Origin of the sequence: Rhodocytophaga rosea, from assembly GCF_010119975.1 — a bacterium.
Taxonomy (GTDB): domain Bacteria; phylum Bacteroidota; class Bacteroidia; order Cytophagales; family 172606-1; genus Rhodocytophaga; species Rhodocytophaga rosea.
In genome coordinates, this window is the sequence record NZ_CP048222.1 from 1,286,806 (window position 1) to 1,310,058 (window position 23,253).

Consider the following 23,253-nt stretch of genomic DNA (forward strand, 5'->3'; position numbering starts at 1 on the left):
AAGCATAAAGAGCTAAGTGAATATTTTTGTCTGTTCATATTTTTTAACTAGCACCTAACGCATCAACTGCTGACGCAAACCCGTCCCATTGCGGTTTAGCTCTGCGGTGAGGTAGGGCGGGTTGTCGTTTCAGCAGGGTGTTCTGTGCAGTTATTGTTTCTTTTATGTTATTCAGACACGGTGATTTTGCGAATGCTATGATTTACCCGATCAGCTACATAAAGAGAGCCATCCACAGCGAGGGAAATACCCATTGGATCATCAAAGCTAGCTTGACTGCCTGTGCCATCACTTTTTCCTTGATAAGAACCACATAAACTCGTAACCATACCTGTAGATGAAATCCGGCGAATTGAGTTATTAACTGCATCAGTAACATATAGTATTCCTGAAGGCGTTAAAGCTATTCCCTGTGGATAAGCAAATTTGGCTTTACTACCTTTACCATCTATATATCCCTTTTCACCACCGGCAAATGTTGTTACTGCGCCAGATGTAGTAGCCTTACGAACACGATAATTCCCACTATCAGCTATATACAAGGTGCCATCTGTGGATATGGCTAGGCCAACAGGGTAATAAAATTGGGCTTGATTCCCCTTTCCATCAGCATAACCCCCATCACCTCCTACGAAGGTCGTTACTACTCCGGATGCAGTGATTTTTCTAATTTTGTGATTCCCGGCGTCTGATACGTATATACTACCTTGTGTATCGACAACAATTCCCCAAGGATCCCAAAATTGCGCTTGATCGCCCACACCATCAGCATAGCCTTTTTGGCTACCTGCCAGCGTAGTTACTTCTCCTGCAGGAGTTATTTTTCGAATCCGGTGATTATGGGCATCGGTCACATACAGGTTCCCGTCGGCAGCTACAGCAATAGCACTGGGTAAGTCAAATTTGGCCTGGCTACCTATTCCATCGGCATAGCCTTGCTCTCCACCTGCCAGGGTAGTCACTTCTCCAGTTAGAGCTATCTTACGAATCCGATTATTATCTGTATCAGCTACATAGATAACGCCATCACTAGCTACTGTCAGAGCATTGGGAAAATAAAACTGGGCGTTTGCCACTTGATCATCTCTATAGCCAGGACCACTACCCGCCAGAGTAGTTACGGTGCCAGTCTCCTGAGACATTGCTTCAGGCGGCTCAGGAATATCTTTGTCTTGACAAGCTTGTATCCCTAAAAGAGTCCCTCCTAGTACCAAAAGTAGATGTATTGCGTATTTTTTTACCATTTCTTAATCTATCATTAAAAAGACAATCAAAACCATGCCAAAGCAACTTATATCATAGATAGTGGGCTATCAAAAGAATCATATTAATTTTACTGATTCTATTGCACAGAACGGCCTACAGCTTCCCGTCGGCGAGCCTTTGTGTTAAGGTTGTGGTTGGAATAGGCCGCTGATCGGGTGAAGCAAATGTTAGGCATAGGCTCTTTTTCATTTATCTTTTAAAATCGCACGTATCTCACAGGCACACTTACTTAATGAGTCTTTTTCATCGTCCTACTTGAATGCTTTCTATTCAAAAACATTGCTATAGCTTCTATAATACTTCCTGCTATTTTGATGATGGCTTCCATATTCATTTAGATTATCTTATTAGTCAATTTACTCTTTTTATTGGCTTCAATACTACAAACATCTTCTCATAGTCGTTTCTATTATGCTTATGCCTAATGTACCAAACATAACCGCAACTGCTGCCTGTGAGCTGTGGCTTTGAGCTTTAGCAGCACAGTTGTCGGCTTTATGTGGTGTTGGGCACAGTATCTTATCCTTTATCTATAATCCTAAATGATTCGTTTTTGATAAATTCTTCTTTATGAACTCGAAGTTCGCCTGCTGAATTATACTCCCATGTTTCTCTAAATATTAATTCAGCATCATCATTGTACCTTAGTAACTCAACTCTGTTTCCATTACTATCATAGCTATATTGCTCGTATTGATATAAGATCATTTTTTCTGATGGATACCAATTTCTTCTTATTAGCTCATCTTTGTTATTGTATGAATAAGTATTAATCCATGTCTTCTCTTTCGTCTTCGCATCAACTTGATAAGTTCTTGTTAATCTATTTAAGGAATCATATTCATTAAAAAATCTTACTGAAACAGTTCCATCTGGACTTAAGCCTACACTTTCAAGTAAATTCCCCTTATTGTCATACCTTATATATTTTTGAAATGGATTTTCTTTTGGATTTTTCTGCCCATAGACAAATATCGGTAAGCATAGAATCAAGATTATTATATTTTTTTTCATTTAGTATGATTGTGCCCAATGGAGCATGAACCTACGCATACCATTGCTGTTGGTGGAGCATTGTGTGTTGGCAGCATGGTTGTCGGCAGGTTTAATGTTAGCAGTGGTATCTTTTCATTTTATGTCCCCTAATGGTTTTGAGGAATGGTGGACTGTTAAGACATCAATTCGGTCTTCACTGCTTATTTCGTAAATTATTCGGTAGTTCCCTTCTATCAATTCTCTTATCGTTTCACTATTTCTCTCTGGCACCATTCTACCGATTCTAGGCATGGTTTTTAAAACATTAGTTTTATTGAAAAGTTTGGACACAATAGCAGATGCATATTTTTCAGAGTAGCCACTACTGTATTGCGCTATATTGGTTAAGTCATCTATAGCCTGTTCAGTCCATATTACTTTAACCATTTCTCTAATTTTTTCTTGGCCTCTTCCTCTGTATAAATCTTCCCTTGTTGTACTTGGCGTTGTCCTTCTTCAATTTTGTACAAAACCATCAATCTTTCAATCAGTTCATCTACAGAAAATTCATCAGGCATACCTTGTATAGTTTCTAATATTTGTGTTTTTTTCATTAGTCCATTATCTGTTTTATCCGAATTTACGAAAATCCTTCTATTTTGTCTAATCTTTATCACTGCTAACGGCCCACGGCTTCCCATCGGCGAGCCTTTGTGTTCAGGTTGTGGTTGGAATAGGCCGCTGATTGGATGAAGCAAGTGTTGCCTGCACATAGTTTAACTTTCACTTATTTCTATTGGCTTGTCTTTATTCCGTTCCAGGAACAGAAGTAATAGCTCAATATCTTCTTTATTTATCCCATTGTAAGACTGGTCTTCTGATGGCTCTATCATCTTAAGTGCTTCAATCGTGTCAGCTACGTCTTTTATGAGCGAAACCTGCCCTTCTACATCTTGAAATCCAATACACTCATTCCATTCCTTAAGAATTTGAATATAAGGATTTCTCTTTTGCTGCCAATTATCAAACATCTTATCGGCTAGCCAGTCAAATTCGTATTTACGCATGATAAAGCTTTCCGAATTATCCTGCACTTGAAAGATGATCTCATCCTCAAAAGCTCCATAAGGTGGTATTTCTTTGATTTTGCTGGTATGGTAAATTCTAGTCATTCATCTTGTACTATCATTTCTATTGCAGGCAACGCAAATATTTACGCAACTATTGCCTTTGCTAGGACTTTGCGCTCTGGTGGCATAGTTGTCGATTAAATATGGTGTTGCCTGCTTTATTTATCTTTTCGACTCTTAGTTGGTAAACACTTCTTTTACTCTTTTTGAAATTAACAAGTAGGATATAGCTAAAAGACAAAAAACAATAATGCGTATTAGTCCAAAATAGTCAATACCTCCATCATATCGCCAGATAAAAAAACCACCTATAACAAAGTATAGAAGGTTAATTGAAAGAAAGGCAATAATTAATGTAGGCGTATATCTTTTTCTCATTAAAAAACATACTGTTGCTGCTATGCCAATCACGATCATTATCAAATAGTAGCTTAAAGTTATACTATCTATAGAATTAAAATATGTGATAATTGCCTTAGATACTGAAAAACTTCCCCAAGCTATATTTATAAAAAGAAGGATTAGCCAAACTCCATAGCCTGGTTTTTCATTACCATCTAGATATTCATTCCTGGTTAATTCTTTCATAATTTATTATTGCAGGCAATGAATAGCAAATAAGCGCAGGCGGGGATACATGCTTAGGCTTGCGCTGGAGCATCCCGCTTGTCGGCTTAACTGCTGTTGGGCAAAGTCTTTTATTATTTTTCTTTAATGCCCTCCCTTTGAGGAAAAGTAAGCTTTTTGTACCGGGAAGGCAACTTTCAGGTAAGGAATTTTCAATCTTTTGCTGCTCTTTTCGATGATTTTTTTAGCTGCTCGTAGGCCACCATAAGTGAGTGAGAAGAGGGCATCGAAGTATTTTTTTATTCTTTTCTGCCTTCTTTTATTGTTTATTCTCAGCCTTTGTCTGTTCAAAAATACCTTGGGGCAATAAAAACCCGGCTGCCTTTTGATCAAAGCAGGCAAAAATGAATACTCGTAAGAGAAAAGCCTTAGGGAAGGCATCATAAGACTTAAATCAAGAACTATCATCACTACTTGCAACTGACAAGGTGCGCCACTTTACCCGAATACCACTAAAATATTGACCTATATACTTAAGTGAATCCTGACAAGTGCTACAATTCAAAGCCTTTTCTCCATACACTTCTTGCCAATAGGTTTCAAAGTCTGAAAAGGTGGGCTCAGCAATGCTTGCCACCTGCTGGGGAAGAGGGGTAGCCGGTTGTGCTGCAGCTTCCTTTCTTTTGACACGCGTGGCATACAAGCCATAGTAGCGGACCATACGGAAACTTTTGGCCGGTACATGTTGCAATAGCCGGTCTAGAAACTCACTGTATGGCAAGACCATCATCGCTTCTTTAGGCTTTTCCCCGGTTTTACTGTTTTTGTAATCTTTATAGATAAAGCTTATCCTGCCTGCCTGGATAGAAGCAATGCGGTACTCACTCAGGCAGGCTCTCTTGGTGTAGCGGCCTACATACTTGACAATATGACTTTTATCAGCTAAGGCAGGCTGTACAGACACTACCCAATCCTGGCTGTTGAGCTTTTTTAAGAAAGACAGAAAGTAGCTTCTACCCAAACAGAGACTGCCCGGGAGACGTAAGCTGCCTTTTTCATACAGCTCTATGAGTCCCTTTTCAAACTGCCACCGGAACCGTTTCTTCAGGTGAGCACTATTACAAAGATAATTATCCGGCAGTACTACCTGCTCGCCGGTGGCCTGATTTACCCCACCACCTGAGACGATCAGATGCAGATGCGGGTGGTATTTGAGATCACTGCCGGCTGTGTGCAAGACGCTGACGATCCCACAATGCAGCCCATGTTTATAGCTCAAGTAGTTGCACAACACCTGGCTGCTGGCCCGGAAGAATAAATCATAGATAGCTTTGGCATTGTCTCTGGCTAGTTTGCGTAGAGCGGCGGGCAAAGTAAAAACTACATGATGATGGGCAATGTCTAAAAGCTTTACCTGCAGGTCTTCTGCCCAGCGCTGGGTTTCTGCCGAACCACAGTTGCCACAAAAGCGGTGTTTACAGGAGTGATACAGATATTTCTGCGCTTGGCAGCCACTACATCTAAATAAATGATAGCCTAGTTTGCCTGTCCGGCAGCACAAGGTTTGATTAACAGCTGTTAAATGACGTTCTTCTACAAACAAGTGCCTGCTTTTAGAAAGCAGATAATCTTTGAAATATAAGCGGTAGATGTCGGATAAATGGTATTTCTTCTGATAGCGGTAGGCTTGGGGTGAGGCCTTTTCAAGGGTAGATTGACACACAAATGATGCGTTTTACTCGGCACTTTTTAATTTATCTTCAGATTTTGTCCAATGAATAGCAAATAAGCGCAGGCGGGGATACATGCTTAGGCTTGCGCTGAGGATAAGGCGGTTGCCGCAGGGTTAAGTGTTGCACTAAACCTACGGTAGCCTGTTGGTAGGTGGGAATAGTTATAGGAGTATGTTTCACCAAACTCTTACCACTATGTCAACACCAAACACTAACACCCACCCTACTTTTATCCAACAGGCTTGCCTGAAGGTAAGCGGATTTTCTCTCCTTTACAACAAGCTGGAAAGGGATATCTCCCTGTCTGGCAGAAGTCTGAGCACGTTAAAAAACTACTCCCGCCACATGGCTCAGATTGCTCTCTACTACAATCAGTTGCCTACCGAACTAGACGAAGATCAGGTCAGAGATTACCTGTGGATGCTGCAGAAGAAAACGAACAAGCCTTCTAAAAGCTCTTTCAAACATGCTGTCTATGGCCTGCGCCTGCTCTACCGGCTTACCGGCAGAGATGACCGGGCTATCCGCCTACCTTCCATCCCTAAAGTACACAAACTGCCAGCGGTCCTCAGTAAGCAGGAAGTCAAAGCTCTGCTCAAAGCACCCCGTCTGTTAAAGCACCGGGTGCTGCTGGCCTTAATCTATTCAGCAGGCCTTCGCATGCAGGAAGTATGCCGGCTTGAGATCTCAGATTTAGATTTTGACCGCATGCAGATCCACATTCGCCAAAGCAAAGGAAGAAAAGACCGCTATGTACCCCTCTCCCAGCTGATGAAAAGAGGACTGCTCTCCTACCTGTCTGCCTGCAAACCCCACTACTACCTCTTCAATGGCAAGGAATATGGCTCGCAGCTCAGCCGCAAAGGCGTGCAATGGCTCATGCAGGATGCAGTTAGTAAAGCGGGCATCAAAAAGAAAGGCATCTGTGTACATACCCTGCGCCATTCCTATGCCACCCATCTGCTAGAAGATGGATTGGATATTGTCTCCATCAAAGAACTTTTAGGCCATAGCTTCCTGGAAACTACCCTTGTATATCTGCACATGGCAGGACTTGGCAGAAAAGCTCCTTTCTCTCCTCTAGATACCCTCTATACAAAGGAGGCATGAAGCCTGCCCTAGAGTTAGCCCATATACTGTCGGCTCACTTACATGAGTTTATGGCCACGCATGCAGTCTCTGCTCACAAGTTCTCCACCCTAAAGGCGATTGAGCATTGCCGTACTGCCAGACTAGGCGGCCATATAGATGCCTGTGATAGTTGTGGCTACCTGCGTATTAGCTACAACAGCTGCCGCAACAGACACTGCCCTAAGTGTCAGACTACCAATCGTGAAAAGTGGATTATGCAAAGGGAGGCAGACCTGTTACCGGTCAGCTACTTTCATGTGGTCTTCACCTTGCCTCACTCCCTTAACCCATTGTGCCTGCAGTATCCCCAAGAACTCTATGCTTTGCTCTTCAAGACAGCCTGGTCTACGATCAACAGCTTTGCCAATAATCCCAAGCATCTGGGTGCTAAAACAGGTATGATCTCCATTCTGCACACCTGGGGACAGAACCTCTCACTGCATCCACATCTGCATTGTATTGTGCCGGGTGGAGGGATCTCTGGGAGTGGCCACTGGAAAAAGGCCAGAAGTACAGGTAAATATCTTTTCCCGGTCAAAGCACTCAGTAAAGTGTTCCGTGCTCGCTATGTCTCACTACTGAGAAGCTTTCTTTCTGCTAATAAAGCACAGGTGGATAATGGGCTATGGAAAGAGTTATTTGCCAAAGACTGGGTGGTATACTGTAAAAGGCCTTTCTTAGGTCCTGCTCAGGTGATTGAATATCTGGGACGTTACACCCACAAAGTAGCTATCTCCAATCACCGCCTCCAAAGTATAGAGGATGGCAAGGTGAGCTTCGCTTACAAAGATTACCGGCAAGAAGCAGCAAAGAAAACCATGAGTTTGGAGGCTACTGAGTTCATCAGGCGTTTCAGCCTGCACATTCTGCCACCAAAGTTTGTCCGCATCCGCCACTATGGCATTTTGTCTTCCAAAGCAAAAGCCCATGATTTAGCACTGGCCAGACAAGATTTGAGAGTAGCTACGCCGGAAAAAAGAGTGTCGGACTGGAAAAGTATCTGCAAAGAACGCTTAGGCTATGATATAGACCTGTGTCCTTGCTGCAGCAAAGGCCGCATGAGAGAAATCTTGCGCTTTGAAGCAGCCCGTTCCCCACCTGATAGGGCTTACCTGCTATCGATAGCTTTACACTTGAAAACTGCCTGAGTAGAATAAAAAAGCCACTCAAAAAATTGGCCGGGAAAGTTATTGCCCATGTTGGAATATAGTCACCTTACTTGGAGCCAACACGGCTGCTCAGTTTACAAATAGTGAGATCTTTTCTCTTCCTTTTTTTACACTATCTTCTTTTAGTGTACTACCGCTTCACCCAGAAGCTTCTTCTCTATTGATTGATTCCCCATAAATAAGGGCAGGTTAAACCACCCGGTTTCGTGCAACACAGGGTTCATGGTGGGTTAAGACCACCCCATGAACCCTTATATGTTGGCAGTAGTTCTTTTTAATTAGGTTCTTTATATCCTCTCAAGTTTATCCGGTACGCTTCCGCTGTCCGTGGTTGCATCAATGCTTTAATTTTCTCTCTTGTCTGCTTATCCTCTGTTTCAATAATTGTAACAGTGAAACCTGTACCAATAATAGCTCCTACACCATACTTTGCATTATTGAGAGCTTGCTCAATATGATTCAACAGACGTCCAATATCTTCGTAATTATCCTCTTTTGCCCAAGAAATCATTTCCCTAGCAATCTCAGACATTATAACTGAGTGCTCATAACTATTATTCCTCCAATTCCACTCCTGCCAAACTGGTAAGCTTTCAATCTTTGAAAAGTCTTTTTTTAAACCGTTATAAAACTCTTCGAATGTCTGTTTTGATACTTTCTTCATCACCTTAAATTACTGCCAACATGTGTATAACCACATCTTTTACTAACAGTTGAGGTTATTTCTACTATATACGCAAGTATATTTTTGGTAACCTAAGGATGGTTGAATAAGGTATACTATACAGAGAAGTAGTGCTAAAACTGGCATAACAGGTAATACAAATACGTAAATTACTCCTAAAATTGCAAGTGTTCAAAAGGACTTTTCACTTCCCGCATGGCTTTCGTGGTAATATGGGTATACAGCTGTGTAGTTTTAGCAGAGTTATGCCCTAGCAAGGTTTGTATGTAGCGGATATCGGTGCCTCTTTCTAGCAGATGAGTCGCAAAACTATGCCGTAAGGTATGCAACGTAACTGGTTTATCTATTCCTGATCTTAACAAAGCATCCCGCAGAATCTGTCCTGAGCTACTTTCTGAATAAGCGCCTCCATTGGCTCCTTCAAAAAAATACTTTACAGGCATATATCTGGCTAGATACTCCTGCAAGTATGGCAACGTTTTAGGTGACAAAAGCGTCATCCGGTCTTTTTTCCCTTTTGCCCCTTTCACATGGATCTGCGTTCTGTCTATATCTACATCCCCTACCTGCAATTCAAGCAGTTCTCCAATACGTAAGCCGGCAGAATACAGCAGCATCAGAATACACTTATGTTTGATATTGCCCACACTCTTGAGTAACAATACCACCTCCCCTTCACTTAAAACTACCGGCAAGGTTTTCTCTTTAGCAGGCCTTTCTACATAGTAAAACCTGCGGTTTCCATTTAATACCTGTTCATAGTAAAACTTAATAGCATTGATCGCTTGATTTTGATAGGAGCCAGACACCGCCCTTTCGCTTACTAAATAACGCAAATAGGTTAGGATCTCCCCTTCGGTGATCTCATCAATAGGCCTGGTGGGATAGTAATTAATGAATTCCCTGAATAGTTTCTTATAAACCTTGATCGTCTTGTAGCTGTATCTCCGTAAAGTTAGCTTAGAAAGAAACGACTCTGGCACTTCTCGCCAATGTTCCTTGGGTATAGTTTTAGCAGGCTTTCTCAAGGATCTGCGTTCGTCTTGTTTTTCTTCAAAGCTCCACTTTTTGCTTTGACAGAACTCTTTGAGTTGTTCCAAAACAAGTGGTGTAGAAACCACACTCCACCACTTGTTTTCTTTATCCCATCTTGGAAAAGGAAAAGTTTTGATCAACGATACCAAAGAAGGCTCATAAAGGAACAAAAGCCTCACTCTACCTCTCATAAGAAGGTGTTTGGAAATAAGTTAAGGTATTTTTGATAAAATGATATTGATAAAAGCTAATTCTATAAAACAGACAGCAGAAGCAGGAGTTCTTTCATAATCTTTAGCTAATCTTCGATAATGATTCAGCCAGGCATGGAGCCGATGCACACTCGTAGCAGGTCCAGATCTTTCCACTTGCCACCTTCCCTTTTGAGGAATAAATCCTTGCTTGGAAGGAGGCTTTTGTGAGATGTCTACTTTCCACCCATAATAATAAGCATAAGAGACAAACTCACCTTTATAAGCTGCATCGGCACAGATCAAACTTAGCCGTCTACAGCTTTTGAGTTGTGGTAATAATTCAAAGCCTGCTACGGCATCAGACTCATTAGCAGCTCCTACATAAACAGCCCAGGGAAGTCCTAAGTTATCAACCGCCAAATGCCGTTTCCTACCATCTATTTTCTTATTACCATCTACACCTACCTGCTCAGAAAAGCAACCACACTGTTTAACACTTTGGCTATCAATAGTCACTCTGGAAGGCTCTGCTTGTCGTCCCTGTCTTTCTCGTTCCTTTTTCACTAACATCGCCCGCACTTGTTGCCAGACTCCGTTGTGTTGCCACTTATAAAAATAATAAGCTACCGTTTGCCATACAGGATAATGGGTCTGAGACAAATTCCGCCACTGACTTCCGGTTCTGGTCAGCCACAGGCAGGCATCCACTACACGCTTTAAACAAACTTTTCTCTTTCGTCCATCATCTACTATGTTTTTAATAACTTGCCATTGACTATCAGTCAGATTTTCATGTAATTCATACATGGAGTAACTTTTTGTTTCGCAAACTCAAGTTACCGGCTGATAGTCTTTTTCCAAAATCCTAAAAAACCTCTCTTCTATTTCCAAACACCTTCTAAAATGTATAATCAGTAGCTTATTCTTTTCAATAGCCGGTGGAGGGCTAACCTGCCCAGAAGCTTGTTCTGTTTCCAGTCCAGGTGAAGGTAAGGTAATCAGTTCTAATCTTTCCCCAAAGAAACGTTTAAGCAACCCTTCATTCTGGGCTGTCGGGGTAATACACCAGCTAAAGGTATTCTTATCCCATCTGGCGTATTGTAAAGAGCGGATGAAAGCCAGATCAGTCTCATTCTTGGGTAATTGCAACAGAATCCGTTTAGGAGTCATTGCCATTTTCACCTTGCTAAGGGCAGGCTCAGGTGTATGAGGCAAAGAAGGGTTAAAGGCATGATTTACCGCCCCTTGCTCTTGGATAGTTGCTGTAACTTGAACCTGCAGATTATTAAATAGGCTTTTTAACCTTGCATAGCTTTCTTTGGTGTAGGGAATCAGCCAGCAGCGTAATGGAATGCTCCACATTCTGCCTTCGACTTGTTTGATCTTCTCAATCTGGGAGGGATCATACGGAAGGTCTACGCCAATATAGATGCTGCCTGCTTGTTCTATTTTCTTAATCAGGATGGGCTTTGACATAGAAAGAGGAAAAGGTAGTGATTATCTCCCCTTTTTGGGCGGATAACCTCAACTCCTTACCTCCATACATACTTCCACAGCCTAAGAAAGTAATCTAGCCACAACAGGACTGAGGATACATCTTACAGGAGGTTTAGCTTTCTTAGTAAAAGCAACCGGGAGTAAAAATGTCAGCTTTGTGTTGAAAGAATTATTTGTGTTGACAAAGTTAATGATGCTTGCTTAGCATCAATTTGGGTAGAAGTATTTTATATTCTTTGGTATCTTCAGGATCTTTCCAATAGACGATGAAATTCGCTTCCATATCTTTGATTTGATAGCCCGCTCTTATCTGCTGTTTAATTCTTTTCTGAAATTCTTTGGATAAAGTCACTACCTTTTTGCCTTTTGCATTAGTCAAGGTAGATCCATCTTCTTCTAAAGACAGCTTTTCCCCGGCAAGCATCAAATCAATAGCAGCCGCTACCGATGTTGATTTAAAATAACTCAGATATACATCTTTATGGGTTAGATGCAGGCTTAACTTCGGTAGCCCTAGCATAATTTGTATGATCTACCTCAATAGTCATCTCAGGAACGCGGATATGATCAAAATGGGAAATATTGGTATGAATGGAAAGGGATTGTTTTGCCCGGGTAATGGCTACATATACTAACCTCCTTGCTGCATCCTCTTTCATTTTAAAACCGTCCAATAATACAAACACATGATCAAATTCCTTTCCCTTTACTTTATGCATGGTAGAGACAGTAATACTTTGTTGCTCTGGATAGTAGAAGTCTTCGAAGCGGGATTCTTTCAAAAATTCTATCCAGGCATACTTCCGTTTTTTGGGGTAGTTTCGCTCAAAGCAATCCACTACCGCCCCGAAAAGCCATAGGGTTTTAGACGCATGATATTGCGTGATAACGGCTTGTTTGGTAGCTATCCAATGCTCATCTATAATGAGTTCTACATTTTCCTCTCCTTTATAGAGCAGCAGCTCTGTAAAATCTTTTATCTCCAGTAAATCAGCTATGCTAAATCCTTCATGAGCCATAATTAACCTGGCAGCTATCCCTTTTTGTCTGAGCGCAGATTCTACCAGGCAAGCCTGCTCATTGGTAAAGGTAAGAACAGCGGTTGTGCCTGAAAGTTTTTGGCTTGCCACAGCATTCGCTAATGGCGTAATAAGATTATTGGAGAAATACTTATATAGCCTGATTTCTCCATTTTCTGCAGTATTGGCTACGATATCCAGCTTTTTCATTCGATTGGATATGGTACTTGCAAACTTGTTAGCAAAGGCCACTACATTATGTTTACTCCGGAAGTTTTTTAACAGCTCATACCGTTTTGTCTCGGGTAGCCGGGCAAATGCCTGCATATATTTCACCGATGAACCTCTAAACTCATAAATGTTTTGATCATCATCTCCTACTACTAACACCCTGATTTTCTCACTACGAGAGGTAATTTCTAGTAATAATGCATACTCTTCCTCATTAATATCCTGAAACTCATCTATCACCACTACACTCTTACCCCCTACTTTACTTTCGGGTATCCTGCCCTCTTGTATTTGCACAATACATTCCCTTAGTACACTTTCTGATTTTTCAAGCGTGCCCACTCTTCCCATCAAATGAAAGCAGTAGGAATGGTAGGTATGAATATCCATATAATACGCCACATTGCCCATCAGCTCATATAGCCGCTCTTTGAATTCCAAGGCAGCCGCTCTGGAAAAAGTAAGCATCAGGAATTGATCTGGCTTTATATCTTCTAGCATCAGTAGAGAGGCTACTTTATGCACTAGCACTTTGGTTTTTCCACTGCCTGGCCCTGCAGCCACCAAAATGTGCTTGCTTTGATTATCTTGTATAATTTGCAGCTGCTCAGTAGATAAACTACCAAAAATAGCTTTGAACTTTTTGGGTGTAAGGGGTCTTGAGATTTCATTACTCCTGCCAGGAAAATACTTCTTCAGAAAGGCTTTATAGTCTAAGGTAAAATAATCATCCGTGAATTGTAAAGCCTCCTGATAGCTTGTAATCATTTTCTTCGCATACTCCCCCACTATATGAATTTGCTGTGTTTTGTTTTGGTAAAACTTATCCAGCTTCTCATGATCCTCATTTGTATATTGTTTTTTGGGATTTTTCTCCGTTCGCTCGATAACTAAGGGCTTGTAGAGAATCAAAAAACCTCCTTCTAATTTCAAAGCCGAGATGGCATTTAAATACAGTAAGGCTTCTTCATATTCTGATAGGGAAAAGCCAGCAGGAGATATACGCAGGTCTTTCTCAATGGCTTTTTGTAATTCAAGCACAGAAAACTCAAGGAGTACTTCCCTTGTATCAATATCTTCTTTATCTGGTATGAATGTGGTAAGCTTGGTTGAAAAATAGTCGATGATGGCTTTTGCCAGGCTCAACCGGTTATCAATTACAGAATGTAGAAAGTTAGCCTCTTTTTTAAGGGTGATCAAGTACGTATGCAGCGTTTTAGCCAGGCGTTCTTTATGAATATACCTGCGTATTTGCCAGAAATTTAATATATCTTTTATTGCATCAATGGACGCATCTTTTATACCATCTTCGTGTAACTTCTCATTGATTTGCTTGAGATGCAGGATGCCAGAATGTATCGGCAGAAGGGCTACTAACCTCTTTTCGATGGCTGCATACCTTGTAAACCGGTTAATAAAATGAGTAGATGATGGGGAGTGATCTACAAAAGCAGTTAAATCTTTTGCATCTCCAATAATACCCTCCTGCCTGAGCAGACCCAGGACACGCATAATATCCTCCTTCGAAATAGCTAGTGTTTCTGACAGGTAGTCTACTCTTGTTTCATCCGCTTTAATCATCCGCTGTACCATCCGGATGGCATGTTCTTTATCTTTTCCTAGCAGTAAGGTAGAACGGTTGATAATTTCATTGGCCCCATTGACATCTTTTACAAGAAAGCTATTAGCAAATATGCGGTAGATATTTTGTTTCCTTTTTAAATAGCCACAATCTTCTAAAGCTGCAATAGCGGAGGTAACCTTGGTTTCCAGCTGCCTGATATCCGTATCCCAGCCAGCAGCTTTCGCTAGCTCCAGAGCCGATTTAGAAACTTTAGTCCGGTACTCAGTTAAACGCTTAATTCCTCGCCAGAGATCGGCAATCTCCTTTCTGTTCAGCTTGTTTTGCGTAAGCAAGGCAAAATGCTTATTCAGGTCATTTTCATCAAAAAGCACATAACAACTTGCCTGTAAATCAGGTTTTCTGCCAGCCCGCCCTGCTTCCTGTACATAGTTCTCCAGAGAATCAGAGATGGTATAGTGAATAACCATACTCACATTATCCTTATCTACCCCCATCCCAAAAGCAGTAGTAGCTACTATTACCTGGATGTCCCCATTCATAAATGCCTCCTGGCAGCGGATTTTTTCTTTACTCTCCATCTGTCCATGGTAAGCAAGGGCCTGGAAGCCATCTCTTGTTAAACGTTGAGCCAGTATTTCTGCCATTTTTGTTCTGGCCACATAGACAATCTTAGGCTCATCGTTGAGTGAAAGCAGGTTTTGTAGTTTCAGGTATTTTACCTCTTCTGTCAATGTTTCTTCCACACGATAACTAAGATTCACCCGTTTAGCATCTGAGCGGAAAATATGGAGCTTGAGCGAAAGTTTCTCCCTAAAATAGCTGCAAATATCTTCCACTACCGCAGGTTTAGCGGTAGCAGTAAAACAGGAAACAGGAATTGGAGCCTCTAACTTTTTAGCTTGCTGCAACTCTCCAATAAATTCTCCGATATATAAATAGTCTACCCGGAAATCGTGCCCCCAGCTAGAAAAGCAATGGGCTTCATCGATGACAAACCGGGCAATCGAGCGGTTCAGCAGCAGATCAAAAATGACTTTGGACCTGAGGGCTTCCGGAGCAATATACAAAATTTGAGCTTCTCCGCTCGATACGCGTTCAATCGCTTCACTTCTCTCTAGCGGGGAAAGCATACCATTGATAGTAACGGCACTTGTCACTTCAAACCGTTTTAGCAAGACATCCACCTGATCTTTCATTAAAGATTGCAAAGGAGAAATCACAACGGTTAACGCCCGATTGGCCTCCCCGATCATGAGTGCGGGCAATTGAAAGGTTAGGGATTTACCGCCACCAGTAGGAAAAATAGCAAGCAAGGATTGATTGTTGAGGGCTGAGCGGACTACCCGTTCCTGTATAGAGATTTCTTCATCAGCAGCGAACCTTCTGAAATCATCATACTTAAAAAATCGTTTTAGTGCCTTGCGGGGATCTAAACTATGGTAGCAATACTGACAATGCTCATCCTTGCAGGGGTGGAGGCGTAATCTATGGATAGTTTCACTTAGCGTAGGGAATTTGTGTAGTAACCAGGGCGGAATAATGGAATCCGCCTCACTAGTAGAAATAATGGCAAGCGCATACGCTAACCCAATGGGATGCTTGGCAATTAAGTGCGTGAAAGGTGCATTGATACAAAGTTTTGCCCCGAATTGCTCTTTTATCAAAGCGATCAGCTGCTCATCAGAATAATTAGCCCTGTAATGAATAGCCTGGAAAAAAGCATTAAATATCTCTGAAGGACTCAGCAAGTGGAAATATATATCCCGATGCTGTACAGGCAGATGTTGGAACTGAGCCACACTATCTGTAAATACCTCACTAGCAAGTATGGCATCTGTAAGCGGATTGTTTATTTCTTCACTCAGCAATTTATAATCTTTAACTAGACGATGGTATGGTTTCTGAGGAAAGAGCAGGGTAGAAAGATATAAAGTATCAATGAATCCTTTGTCAAAAAAGGCAGGAGAAAGTGTGCTATCCTTTAAAAATTTGAGATCATGCGCCAGGATGTTATGTCCACAAACAAACAAGGCCTCCTGACTGAACAGCTCGAATTCGGTTAGATAGGTTTTATGAAAGGTGTAAGTATTGTAAATAGCACCAATATCCTTGATCCGCCCGGATTTCTCCTCTACTTCCAAATCAAAAAATAAGATATGATTCATGAAGATACCTCTTATGCATGTAACGCTTAAATAATAGAATTAATACAAAATTTTAGTAAATGGTTTCTTTTATAGTATCCATCTATTAACAAAACCTTGTTTATAATCCTCCATGATAATATATATGATATTGCTAACTCAGACTGGAAACAAAAACATAGCACAGAAGAGATGCTACCATTCAACAAGCACTACTTTTGGGTATAATATTTCATTAGCCAAGCTTAGTAGATTGGATTGTTTTTCCTAGTGAAAAAATATAAATAATAAAATTTCAATATTATTTTTCGAGACCTATTTCAGACCTAAATACTATAATGCATTGATTTACAATATACAGGCATCTCATTCGTAATGAGCAGGTCGCCGGTTCGAGTCCGGCAGGAGGCTCTCAATAAACGGCTAAGTCTTTAGATTTTTTGGTTGTAGTAGGCTACAGCAGTAAAGCAGGTGTACTTTAGTATTGTTCACCTTTTTGTAAACTGAACTTGCTACAAAAAAGTGGAAAGTAGATTAACCATCAATAATAATTTGCTTAGAACTTAAATTGTTGCTACCTGAAAAATTGAGTTAATTTAATTCCCCCTTTCTCGTAACTGCCAACCTATACACTTTTCGGCGTCATCTCCACACTTTTCTTCTTTACTACACTCCGAAAAAGGGCAAGTTTGACACAATTTACGTTAGGATATAGCCGAAAGCAGCTGTAGCTTGTTTCAATTTATCAAATTTAGTTAGGTTTAGAAAAGACCGGGAGTACGCTGTAGCCTTGCTTGCGTAACAAATGAATTACTCCCCCTTGACCGCCTAAATGCCCGGCACCCACGGCTATAAAGGTTGGCTGCGTAGCTATCATTTTCTCTATTGCCAATATCCAGTGTTTATTTCGCTCATTAACCATTACCTCAAAAAATGATACGGCATTGCCTTGCTCATTGAGCCTGTGGAGAGTAGGCAAATCTTGTTGTAAATAGGCCATAGTCATGGAATCAACACCTTTCCTAGTAGCACGTTTTGCCTCTGCTGAGACATCACTTACAATCTGTTGAAGAAACAGATGTTTATCCACCTTTTCCAAATACCCTAGCGTTTGCGTGGGTGTTGCTAGTGCTTGGATAGGCAGTTTTCTGTTTCGTGCCATGCGGATAAATTCCGTTTCATAGCCTTTCGTACCCGGTTTATTGTTAGACAGCGCACTCAATAAAACATAAGGTTTCAATCGCAGCACTTGTTTGATTTTTTTATTGGTAAGCTGGAGACTATCTTTTAAAAACTTGTTTAATCTCCTAAAATCCTCCTCGTTTAAATCCTGCGCAATGGTTCCTCCCTTGGGATACCTTTGTAGTCGTGCGGCCTGCCTTACTTCTCTTAATTTCCAGGATTCATTATTATTTTCGGTAACAAATACTTGGCATGCCTCGAAAGAATCTATCCAAACCTGGGGCATAAAAAAATGAGTGGAATCAATTACATGCACCGTTCCAAACAAATAGGAATTGTGAGCAAGTTCTTTTCCGGATATTTTCCATAGCAGGCTTTTTTCTGTTGGAACCTGTGCCATGAGTTTACTACTCAACGTAATGAGCAACATTAAAAAAACAGGGTTGGGAAGTATCTTTCTTTTGAACATTAGGTTGCAATAAAATTGATTAAAAACGAAAAGAAAGCTATTGAGTATACGGCTGATATAAGTTGACAAAAATTAACTGTAATTCCTATGCGTATAGGGCACAGATTTATTAAACATTTTCTTTCCCCTCTTGCCCATATGTTCAGTATCAAGAAAGGGGAATTTGGTATTACTGAGCCTAATGCCTATTTATCATTATTCCATTTATAAGACTTCAGAAAATCTTATTTTTCAATAGCCAAAAGTGATAATATTATCTAAACCTAGACAATCGCTGTAACTTCAATTATAATATCAGGACCATAGTGGAGGTAAGCTACTCTTTTTCACATCAAAGCCGGGAGAAGACAATTCCCTCCCGGCTTTGATGAATAGAACAGATAAGCGAGCGTACTATTTTTTGACTACTCTACTCACCTGTATTTTTCCTTCTTCTGTAGAAACTTTCACCACGTATACCCCTGCTTTCAAATGATTAAGGTCAAAAGTTGTTTCTACACCGGTCACATGAGTGGAGCTTTGATAGACAATTCTGCCTAAATTATCTATTATAGTGATGTAGTGTTTGCCTGCTTGCTGAGTAGATAAGATCAGCTTGTCTTCAAAAGGATTGGGATACAAACTTACTTTACTTTCAAAGCTTTCTTCCACCCCTACTCTGGCGATGCTAGAAGTGGGAGAAGTAAGGAAAGGAGAAAGGTATGTGCCTGCAATGACTGCAATAGTAGATTGATTGGGCAATTGCCACCCCACAGAGATATGATCGTTACCGGTGTTTTCTTTGTGCAAGGCTTCAATGTAATACTTCCTGCCGGCTACCAAGGCTATCACTACTGATTGCTGAGAGGCATATTTATCCCACTGCCGCAGAGCAGTATAAGCGGTCACCGAAGCAATCTTGGTTTTCTTGGAGGGATCTTCATCTGTGGAAAGCCATAATTCAGCTTTATCATCACCTGCAACAAAGAAGCGATAATTGCCACTCACCTGTGGGTGGAGATAGCCTCTGAAGCGCTCGCCATAGTTGTCGCCCTGATTAGTAGCCCGCTCAAAGATAGTGATCTGATCGGTGGTGGTAGCAGGTGTGGTAAGGGGAATATTGCTGATCTGATAGCCGGTGAGATTAGCCCAGAACTCTCTTGTGATTTTGCCTGTCAGTTGCGGAACATAGGGAGAAAGCACACTTCCGGGAATCACTGTGATCGCAGCTATAGAAGAAGTTTGCCAGCCCACAGAGAGATTATCGCCACCGGTGGCTTCTTTGTGCAGGGCTTCGATGTAGTACTTCTTACCTGCCACTAAAGTGATGGCTACTGACTTCTGTTCAGCGTATTTATTCCACACTTTCACGCCTGTAAAATAAGGTACAGAAGCAATTTTAGCTTTCTTGGCAGGGTCATCATCTGTAGAAAGCCACAGTTCACATTTATCATCGCCTGCAATGTAAAAGGTATAGCTGCCGGTAGCAGGTACACACAGATAGCCTCTGATGCGCTCACCATAGTTATCGCCCTGGTTAGGCGTAGTTTCAAAGGAAGTAAGCTGAGAGGAAGAACTAGGCGAAGTCGTAACCGGAATGGCACTTACCGAACTGCCTGTTATATTAAGCCACTTTTCCTGCAAGATACTGCCACTGGCTGAGCACGTAATAGGCGATGTTTCTGCAAAGGTTTTTACAATCCAATAATCAGATACTCCCCTACTGTCCTCAGATTTTTCATTCCCTGCATTAGAATCCGAATTTCCACCCAGAATATACCCACCGCCAATAGCAGGTAAAAGAAATGATCCATACTCATAGCCTGTATTTCCATAAGACTTATCCCATACTATTTTTCCTGTTTTATCTATCTTTACAAGCCAGAAATCACTGTTTCCCCGGCTCATTTCTGTATGCTCTCCACTAATGCCAGAGGAAGAACTTCCTCCCAATAAAAAATTATCTTCTGAATCTGTAACTACAGCTTTTAAATCATCATAGGCATTACCTCCATAGGTTCTATCCCATTCTTTGATTCCATTCTTATTTAGTTTTACTAGCCAATAATCTGATAATTCTATTTCGCCGTTTCCGGAAGTATTACGGTTGGGTTCTGTTTTATCTCCATTGGCACCAGAATAAGAACTACCTGCCAGTAGATAGCCTCCGTCGCTTGCCTGGACAAGATCGTATAACCGATCTGTTGAGGAACCTCCCACAGTTTTATCCCAGAGTTTATTTCCATTCGCATCGATTTTTACAACCCAGTAATCATCATATCCCCGTCTATCCTCTGTTTTTTGCCCCCCTTTTTTTGAATCCGAATAACCTCCCAGAAGATACCCGCCATCTGCCGTTGGTATCATAGCAGATAATTCATTTCTGAAATAGCCATAGTTATCTCCGCCATATCGTTTATTCCATTGTTCAACGCCATCGGCATTAATTTTAATGATCCAGTAGTCAGGATCACCAGAGGAAAGAGGATCATTATTATCTACAAACCAACGGCTGCCTCCTAATAAGAATCCTCCATCATTTGTGGGTAAAACAGAACTTAAATTATCATATGAAGTGCCGCCATAGGTTTTATCCCATAGTTTATTTCCATTTTTATCAATTTTTACGATCCAGAAATCTGAGTCTTTTATGTTGGGGGCTGTTTTGTCACCACTGACGGGTGAACCGGAACTTCCTCCCAGCAGATAGCCTCCATCACTTGTTTGAACGATGGAGGTGAGATCATCACCATATATTCCGCCATAGGTTTTGTCCCAGAGTTTATTTCCATTCGCATCGGTTTTTATAATCCAGTAGTCACCACCAGAATTAACACCTCCACGATTAGGCGCTGTTTTGTCGCCACTCATGCCTGAACTGGAACTTCCTCCCATCAAATAACCGCCGTCTGAGGTAGGGATGATCGTACCAAACTGTTCATAACTGTTGCCCCCATAGGTTTTATCCCATTGTTTTTTGCCGGAAATATTTTCGCTTACATGAATAGTTACAGGTAAAGAAGCGGATATAGTATTGGTGTTATCGGTTGCTTTAGCTAGTAAGGTATAGGTGCCCACAGTTGGTGCAGGAAAGGTGATACTGTAAGGATAGGTAACATCTTGCCCTATTAAGGTGTTTCCATTAAAAAATTCCACTTTTTGTATGCTTCCATCTATGTCAGCAGCATTTACGGTGAAAGTAATAGTAGAACCAGGAGCGAAAGTAGTATTTTGTATCGGAGTGGCTATTTCAATATAAGGGGGAATCACCGGAGAGAGCACATTCCCTGGAATAACAGTAATAGCCGTTTGCCCGGGTTGTTGCCAGCCTACGGCTACATTGTCTCCATTTAGTTCTTCTTTATGCAAAGCTTCAATATAGTATTTCTTGCCTGCTACTAAAGAGATAGCTACCGACTTTTGAGAAGGATATTTACTCCATTCTCTTACCCCGGTAAAGGAAGGCACTGATGCGATCTTTAACTTATTTAATGAGTTTATATCAGTAGAGAGCCATAGTTCAGCGCTTTCGTCAGCGGCAATATAGAAAGTATAAGTACCTGAAGCTGGCGCACACAAATATCCCCTGATGCGTTGGCCGTAGTTGTCACCGGCATTGGTTGGCCCTTCAAAAGAAGTGAGTTGACTGCTGGAAGTAGGCGTGGTAGAAACAGGGATATTAGCCACTGTTTTTCCCGCAACATTGCTCCAGAATTCACGCAGTATTGTGCCGCTCGTTACACAGGTTACAGGCTCAGCGATAGTACCCATAGTTTTTAATAGCCAGAAATCAAATCCGCCTTTACTTGCGCTGGTTTTATCACCACTGGTAGCAGAATTTGAATAACCGCTCAATAAGTAGCCATTATCGGCTGTTTGTAGAAGCGAACTAAATAGGTCTGTACCTGTTCCCCCAAAAGTTTTATCCCATTGTTTAACACCAGTACCATTTATTTTGACGAGCCAGAAATCTATTAAACCTTTCCCAGCATCTGTTTTTTCAGATCCCGATGCAGAATTACTATATCCTGCCAGCAGATAACCTCCGTCTGGTGTCTTAAAAATAGAGCGGAGCCAGTCTGTCTGGTTTCCTCCATAGGTTTTGTCCCATTGCTTATTGCCTTGGGCATCAGTTTTTATAACCCAGTAGTCATACCAACCTCGGCTGGCTTCAGATTTATCTCCCAACTGCTCTGACCTAGAAGATCCCCCCAACAAGTAGCCTCCATCTGTGGTTGGCAGGACTGTAGTTAAAACATCAGATGCATCTGCGCCAAACCTTTTGTTCCATTGCTCATTGCCATTGGCATCTACTTTTAGTAAGATATAATTTTCAAGATCATACTCGTATCCTGGGTATTTAATTAAGAGTTCAGACCCTCCCAGCAGAATACCTCCATCTGAGGTAGGAACAATGGTAGCTACACCATCTTCATCATAATTTCCGAGTGTTTTATCCCAGAGCCTTACGCCACTACTGCTGACCTTTATCAACCAAGGATCATAATAATTTCTAAATTCATCTTCTCCGGTTTTACTTTCCTGAGACTTATCGCCTCCTTGCTCAGAATTTGAATTGCCAGCCAGCAAATAGGTTCCATCCGAATATTGGAGCAGGGCAGTCAGTCTATCTTCATCTGTTCCCCCAAAACGCTTGTCCCATAGCTTATTGCCCTGGGCATCAGTTTTTACAACCCAGTAATCATTTCCACCCCGGCTTGCTTCTGTTTTATCTCCCCCGGCTCCTGAAAGGGTATAGCCGCCCAGTAAATAACCACCATCGGTAGTTTGTATGGCGGCTGTGAGGAAGTCGTTATCAGGGCTGCCAAAGCGTTTATCCCATAGTTTATTGCCTTGCATATCGGTTTTTACCATCCAGTAATCAGCACCTCCCCGGCTTGGCTGAGTTTTATCCTGCCCAGTATTTGAAAAAGAAGTGCCTGCCAGTAAATATCCACCCTCTCTGATAGCAATGGTTACTTTAATTGTATCGTTAGCATCTCCTCCAATGGTTTTATCCCATTGTTTAGTAGGTGTCTGGCTATAGCCATCCAGGTGAGTAAGGGCTAAAAAAAATAAGGAGAACAGAATTAATTTGATTGAAAAGGTAAAAGTGCTTTTAAAGCTGGTGTTTTCATCATTGGGACAATTCAATAAAATGTGTTTCATAATAAATAGCGGCGGTTAAACTTTAAAAATTCTGTCAATATAATGGTTTAAAAAAGTGTATAGATCGGTTGAAAACTTACCTGAGCAGAGAGG

17 protein-coding genes are annotated in these 23,253 nt (G+C 41.3%); 2 read left to right on the top strand and 15 right to left on the bottom strand.

Features of this window, described 5'->3' with window-relative positions; genetic code table 11:
- Positions 1-167: 167 nt before the first annotated feature.
- From GXP67_RS05565 to GXP67_RS05595, 7 genes are all read right to left on the bottom strand, one after another.
- Complete coding sequence (locus GXP67_RS05565; RefSeq protein WP_162442241.1) at positions 168-1,214, bottom strand: NHL repeat-containing protein; 1,047 nt, start codon at positions 1,212-1,214, stop codon at positions 168-170.
- Between the two features lie 571 nt (positions 1,215-1,785).
- Positions 1,786-2,280 (bottom strand): hypothetical protein, encoded by a 495-nt coding sequence (locus GXP67_RS05570; RefSeq protein ID WP_162442242.1) that lies wholly within the window; start codon positions 2,278-2,280, stop codon positions 1,786-1,788.
- Positions 2,281-2,394: 114 nt separating this feature from the next.
- On the bottom strand, positions 2,395-2,688 hold the full coding sequence (locus GXP67_RS05575; protein WP_162442243.1) for a type II toxin-antitoxin system RelE/ParE family toxin: 294 nt from the start codon (positions 2,686-2,688) through the stop codon (positions 2,395-2,397).
- Entirely contained in the window at positions 2,676-2,855 is a 180-nt protein-coding gene (locus tag GXP67_RS05580; RefSeq protein WP_162442244.1) for a hypothetical protein, read from the bottom strand. Before GXP67_RS05580 ends, GXP67_RS05575 begins: the two co-directional genes overlap by 13 nt.
- Before the next feature lie 162 nt (positions 2,856-3,017).
- Positions 3,018-3,413: a hypothetical protein gene (locus tag GXP67_RS05585; RefSeq protein ID WP_162442245.1), complete on the bottom strand. Its 396-nt coding sequence runs from the start codon at positions 3,411-3,413 to the stop codon at positions 3,018-3,020.
- A gap of 135 nt (positions 3,414-3,548) precedes the next feature.
- The gene (locus tag GXP67_RS05590; protein WP_162442246.1) at positions 3,549-3,959 is read right to left on the bottom strand and encodes a DUF2569 family protein; all 411 of its coding nucleotides are present in this window, start codon (positions 3,957-3,959) and stop codon (positions 3,549-3,551) included.
- Between the two features lie 433 nt (positions 3,960-4,392).
- Positions 4,393-5,661 (bottom strand): IS91 family transposase, encoded by a 1,269-nt coding sequence (locus tag GXP67_RS05595; protein WP_162442247.1) that lies wholly within the window; start codon positions 5,659-5,661, stop codon positions 4,393-4,395.
- Between the two features lie 205 nt (positions 5,662-5,866).
- Here GXP67_RS05595 and GXP67_RS05600 point away from each other — a divergent pair, with 205 nt between their 5' ends.
- Together GXP67_RS05600 and GXP67_RS05605 are read left to right on the top strand one after the other, a co-directional pair.
- Positions 5,867-6,781 carry a tyrosine-type recombinase/integrase gene (locus GXP67_RS05600; RefSeq protein WP_162441534.1) on the top strand — a complete coding sequence of 305 codons (915 nt, stop codon included), beginning with the start codon at positions 5,867-5,869 and terminating at the stop codon, positions 6,779-6,781.
- The gene (locus tag GXP67_RS05605; RefSeq protein ID WP_162442238.1) at positions 6,778-7,950 is read left to right on the top strand and encodes an IS91 family transposase; all 1,173 of its coding nucleotides are present in this window, start codon (positions 6,778-6,780) and stop codon (positions 7,948-7,950) included. Before GXP67_RS05600 ends, GXP67_RS05605 begins: the two co-directional genes overlap by 4 nt.
- Positions 7,951-8,245: 295 nt before the next feature.
- Here GXP67_RS05605 and GXP67_RS05610 read toward each other — a convergent pair whose 3' ends face one another.
- The 8 genes from GXP67_RS05610 to GXP67_RS05645 all read right to left on the bottom strand — a co-directional run bounded on the left by GXP67_RS05610 (position 8,246) and on the right by GXP67_RS05645 (position 23,160).
- On the bottom strand, positions 8,246-8,635 hold the full coding sequence (locus GXP67_RS05610; RefSeq protein ID WP_162442248.1) for a DUF7674 family protein: 390 nt from the start codon (positions 8,633-8,635) through the stop codon (positions 8,246-8,248).
- A gap of 176 nt (positions 8,636-8,811) precedes the next feature.
- Positions 8,812-9,882 (bottom strand): site-specific tyrosine recombinase/integron integrase, encoded by a 1,071-nt coding sequence (gene xerA / locus GXP67_RS05615; RefSeq protein ID WP_162442249.1) that lies wholly within the window; start codon positions 9,880-9,882, stop codon positions 8,812-8,814.
- Positions 9,883-9,903: 21 nt separating this feature from the next.
- On the bottom strand, positions 9,904-10,692 hold the full coding sequence (locus tag GXP67_RS05620; protein ID WP_162442250.1) for an IS5 family transposase: 789 nt from the start codon (positions 10,690-10,692) through the stop codon (positions 9,904-9,906).
- A gap of 24 nt (positions 10,693-10,716) precedes the next feature.
- Positions 10,717-11,361 carry a hypothetical protein gene (locus GXP67_RS05625; protein WP_162442251.1) on the bottom strand — a complete coding sequence of 215 codons (645 nt, stop codon included), beginning with the start codon at positions 11,359-11,361 and terminating at the stop codon, positions 10,717-10,719.
- Positions 11,362-11,569: 208 nt separating this feature from the next.
- A complete protein-coding gene (locus GXP67_RS05630) occupies positions 11,570-11,902 on the bottom strand; it encodes a hypothetical protein (RefSeq protein WP_162442252.1) in 333 nt (110 codons plus the stop codon).
- Positions 11,862-16,382 (bottom strand): RecQ family ATP-dependent DNA helicase, encoded by a 4,521-nt coding sequence (locus GXP67_RS05635; RefSeq protein ID WP_162442253.1) that lies wholly within the window; start codon positions 16,380-16,382, stop codon positions 11,862-11,864. The genes GXP67_RS05630 and GXP67_RS05635 overlap by 41 nt, the downstream gene beginning before the upstream one ends.
- A gap of 730 nt (positions 16,383-17,112) precedes the next feature.
- Positions 17,113-18,012, bottom strand: coding sequence for a TraB/GumN family protein (locus tag GXP67_RS05640; protein ID WP_162442254.1), 900 nt, complete (start codon positions 18,010-18,012; stop codon positions 17,113-17,115).
- Between the two features lie 393 nt (positions 18,013-18,405).
- Complete coding sequence (locus GXP67_RS05645) at positions 18,406-23,160, bottom strand: PA14 domain-containing protein (protein WP_162442255.1); 4,755 nt, start codon at positions 23,158-23,160, stop codon at positions 18,406-18,408.
- Positions 23,161-23,253 lie beyond the last annotated feature (93 nt).

Excerpts from the sequence above, each read along its gene's own strand:
- GXP67_RS05575 (WP_162442243.1), bottom strand. The coding sequence starts at position 2,688 with ATGGTTAAAGTAATATGGACTGAACAGGCTATAGATGACTTAACCAAT.
- GXP67_RS05580 (WP_162442244.1), bottom strand. The coding sequence starts at position 2,855 with ATGAAAAAAACACAAATATTAGAAACTATACAAGGTATGCCTGATGAA.
- xerA (WP_162442249.1), bottom strand. The coding sequence starts at position 9,882 with ATGAGAGGTAGAGTGAGGCTTTTGTTCCTTTATGAGCCTTCTTTGGTA.
- GXP67_RS05620 (WP_162442250.1), bottom strand. The coding sequence starts at position 10,692 with ATGTATGAATTACATGAAAATCTGACTGATAGTCAATGGCAAGTTATT.
- GXP67_RS05570 (WP_162442242.1), bottom strand. The coding sequence starts at position 2,280 with ATGAAAAAAAATATAATAATCTTGATTCTATGCTTACCGATATTTGTC.
- GXP67_RS05600 (WP_162441534.1), top strand. The coding sequence starts at position 5,867 with ATGTCAACACCAAACACTAACACCCACCCTACTTTTATCCAACAGGCT.
- GXP67_RS05630 (WP_162442252.1), bottom strand. The coding sequence starts at position 11,902 with ATGCTAGGGCTACCGAAGTTAAGCCTGCATCTAACCCATAAAGATGTA.
- GXP67_RS05605 (WP_162442238.1), top strand. The coding sequence starts at position 6,778 with ATGAAGCCTGCCCTAGAGTTAGCCCATATACTGTCGGCTCACTTACAT.
- GXP67_RS05625 (WP_162442251.1), bottom strand. The coding sequence starts at position 11,361 with ATGTCAAAGCCCATCCTGATTAAGAAAATAGAACAAGCAGGCAGCATC.
- GXP67_RS05635 (WP_162442253.1), bottom strand. The coding sequence starts at position 16,382 with ATGAATCATATCTTATTTTTTGATTTGGAAGTAGAGGAGAAATCCGGG.
- GXP67_RS05585 (WP_162442245.1), bottom strand. The coding sequence starts at position 3,413 with ATGACTAGAATTTACCATACCAGCAAAATCAAAGAAATACCACCTTAT.
- GXP67_RS05610 (WP_162442248.1), bottom strand. The coding sequence starts at position 8,635 with ATGAAGAAAGTATCAAAACAGACATTCGAAGAGTTTTATAACGGTTTA.
- GXP67_RS05640 (WP_162442254.1), bottom strand. The coding sequence starts at position 18,012 with ATGTTCAAAAGAAAGATACTTCCCAACCCTGTTTTTTTAATGTTGCTC.
- GXP67_RS05645 (WP_162442255.1), bottom strand. The coding sequence starts at position 23,160 with ATGAAACACATTTTATTGAATTGTCCCAATGATGAAAACACCAGCTTT.
- GXP67_RS05590 (WP_162442246.1), bottom strand. The coding sequence starts at position 3,959 with ATGAAAGAATTAACCAGGAATGAATATCTAGATGGTAATGAAAAACCA.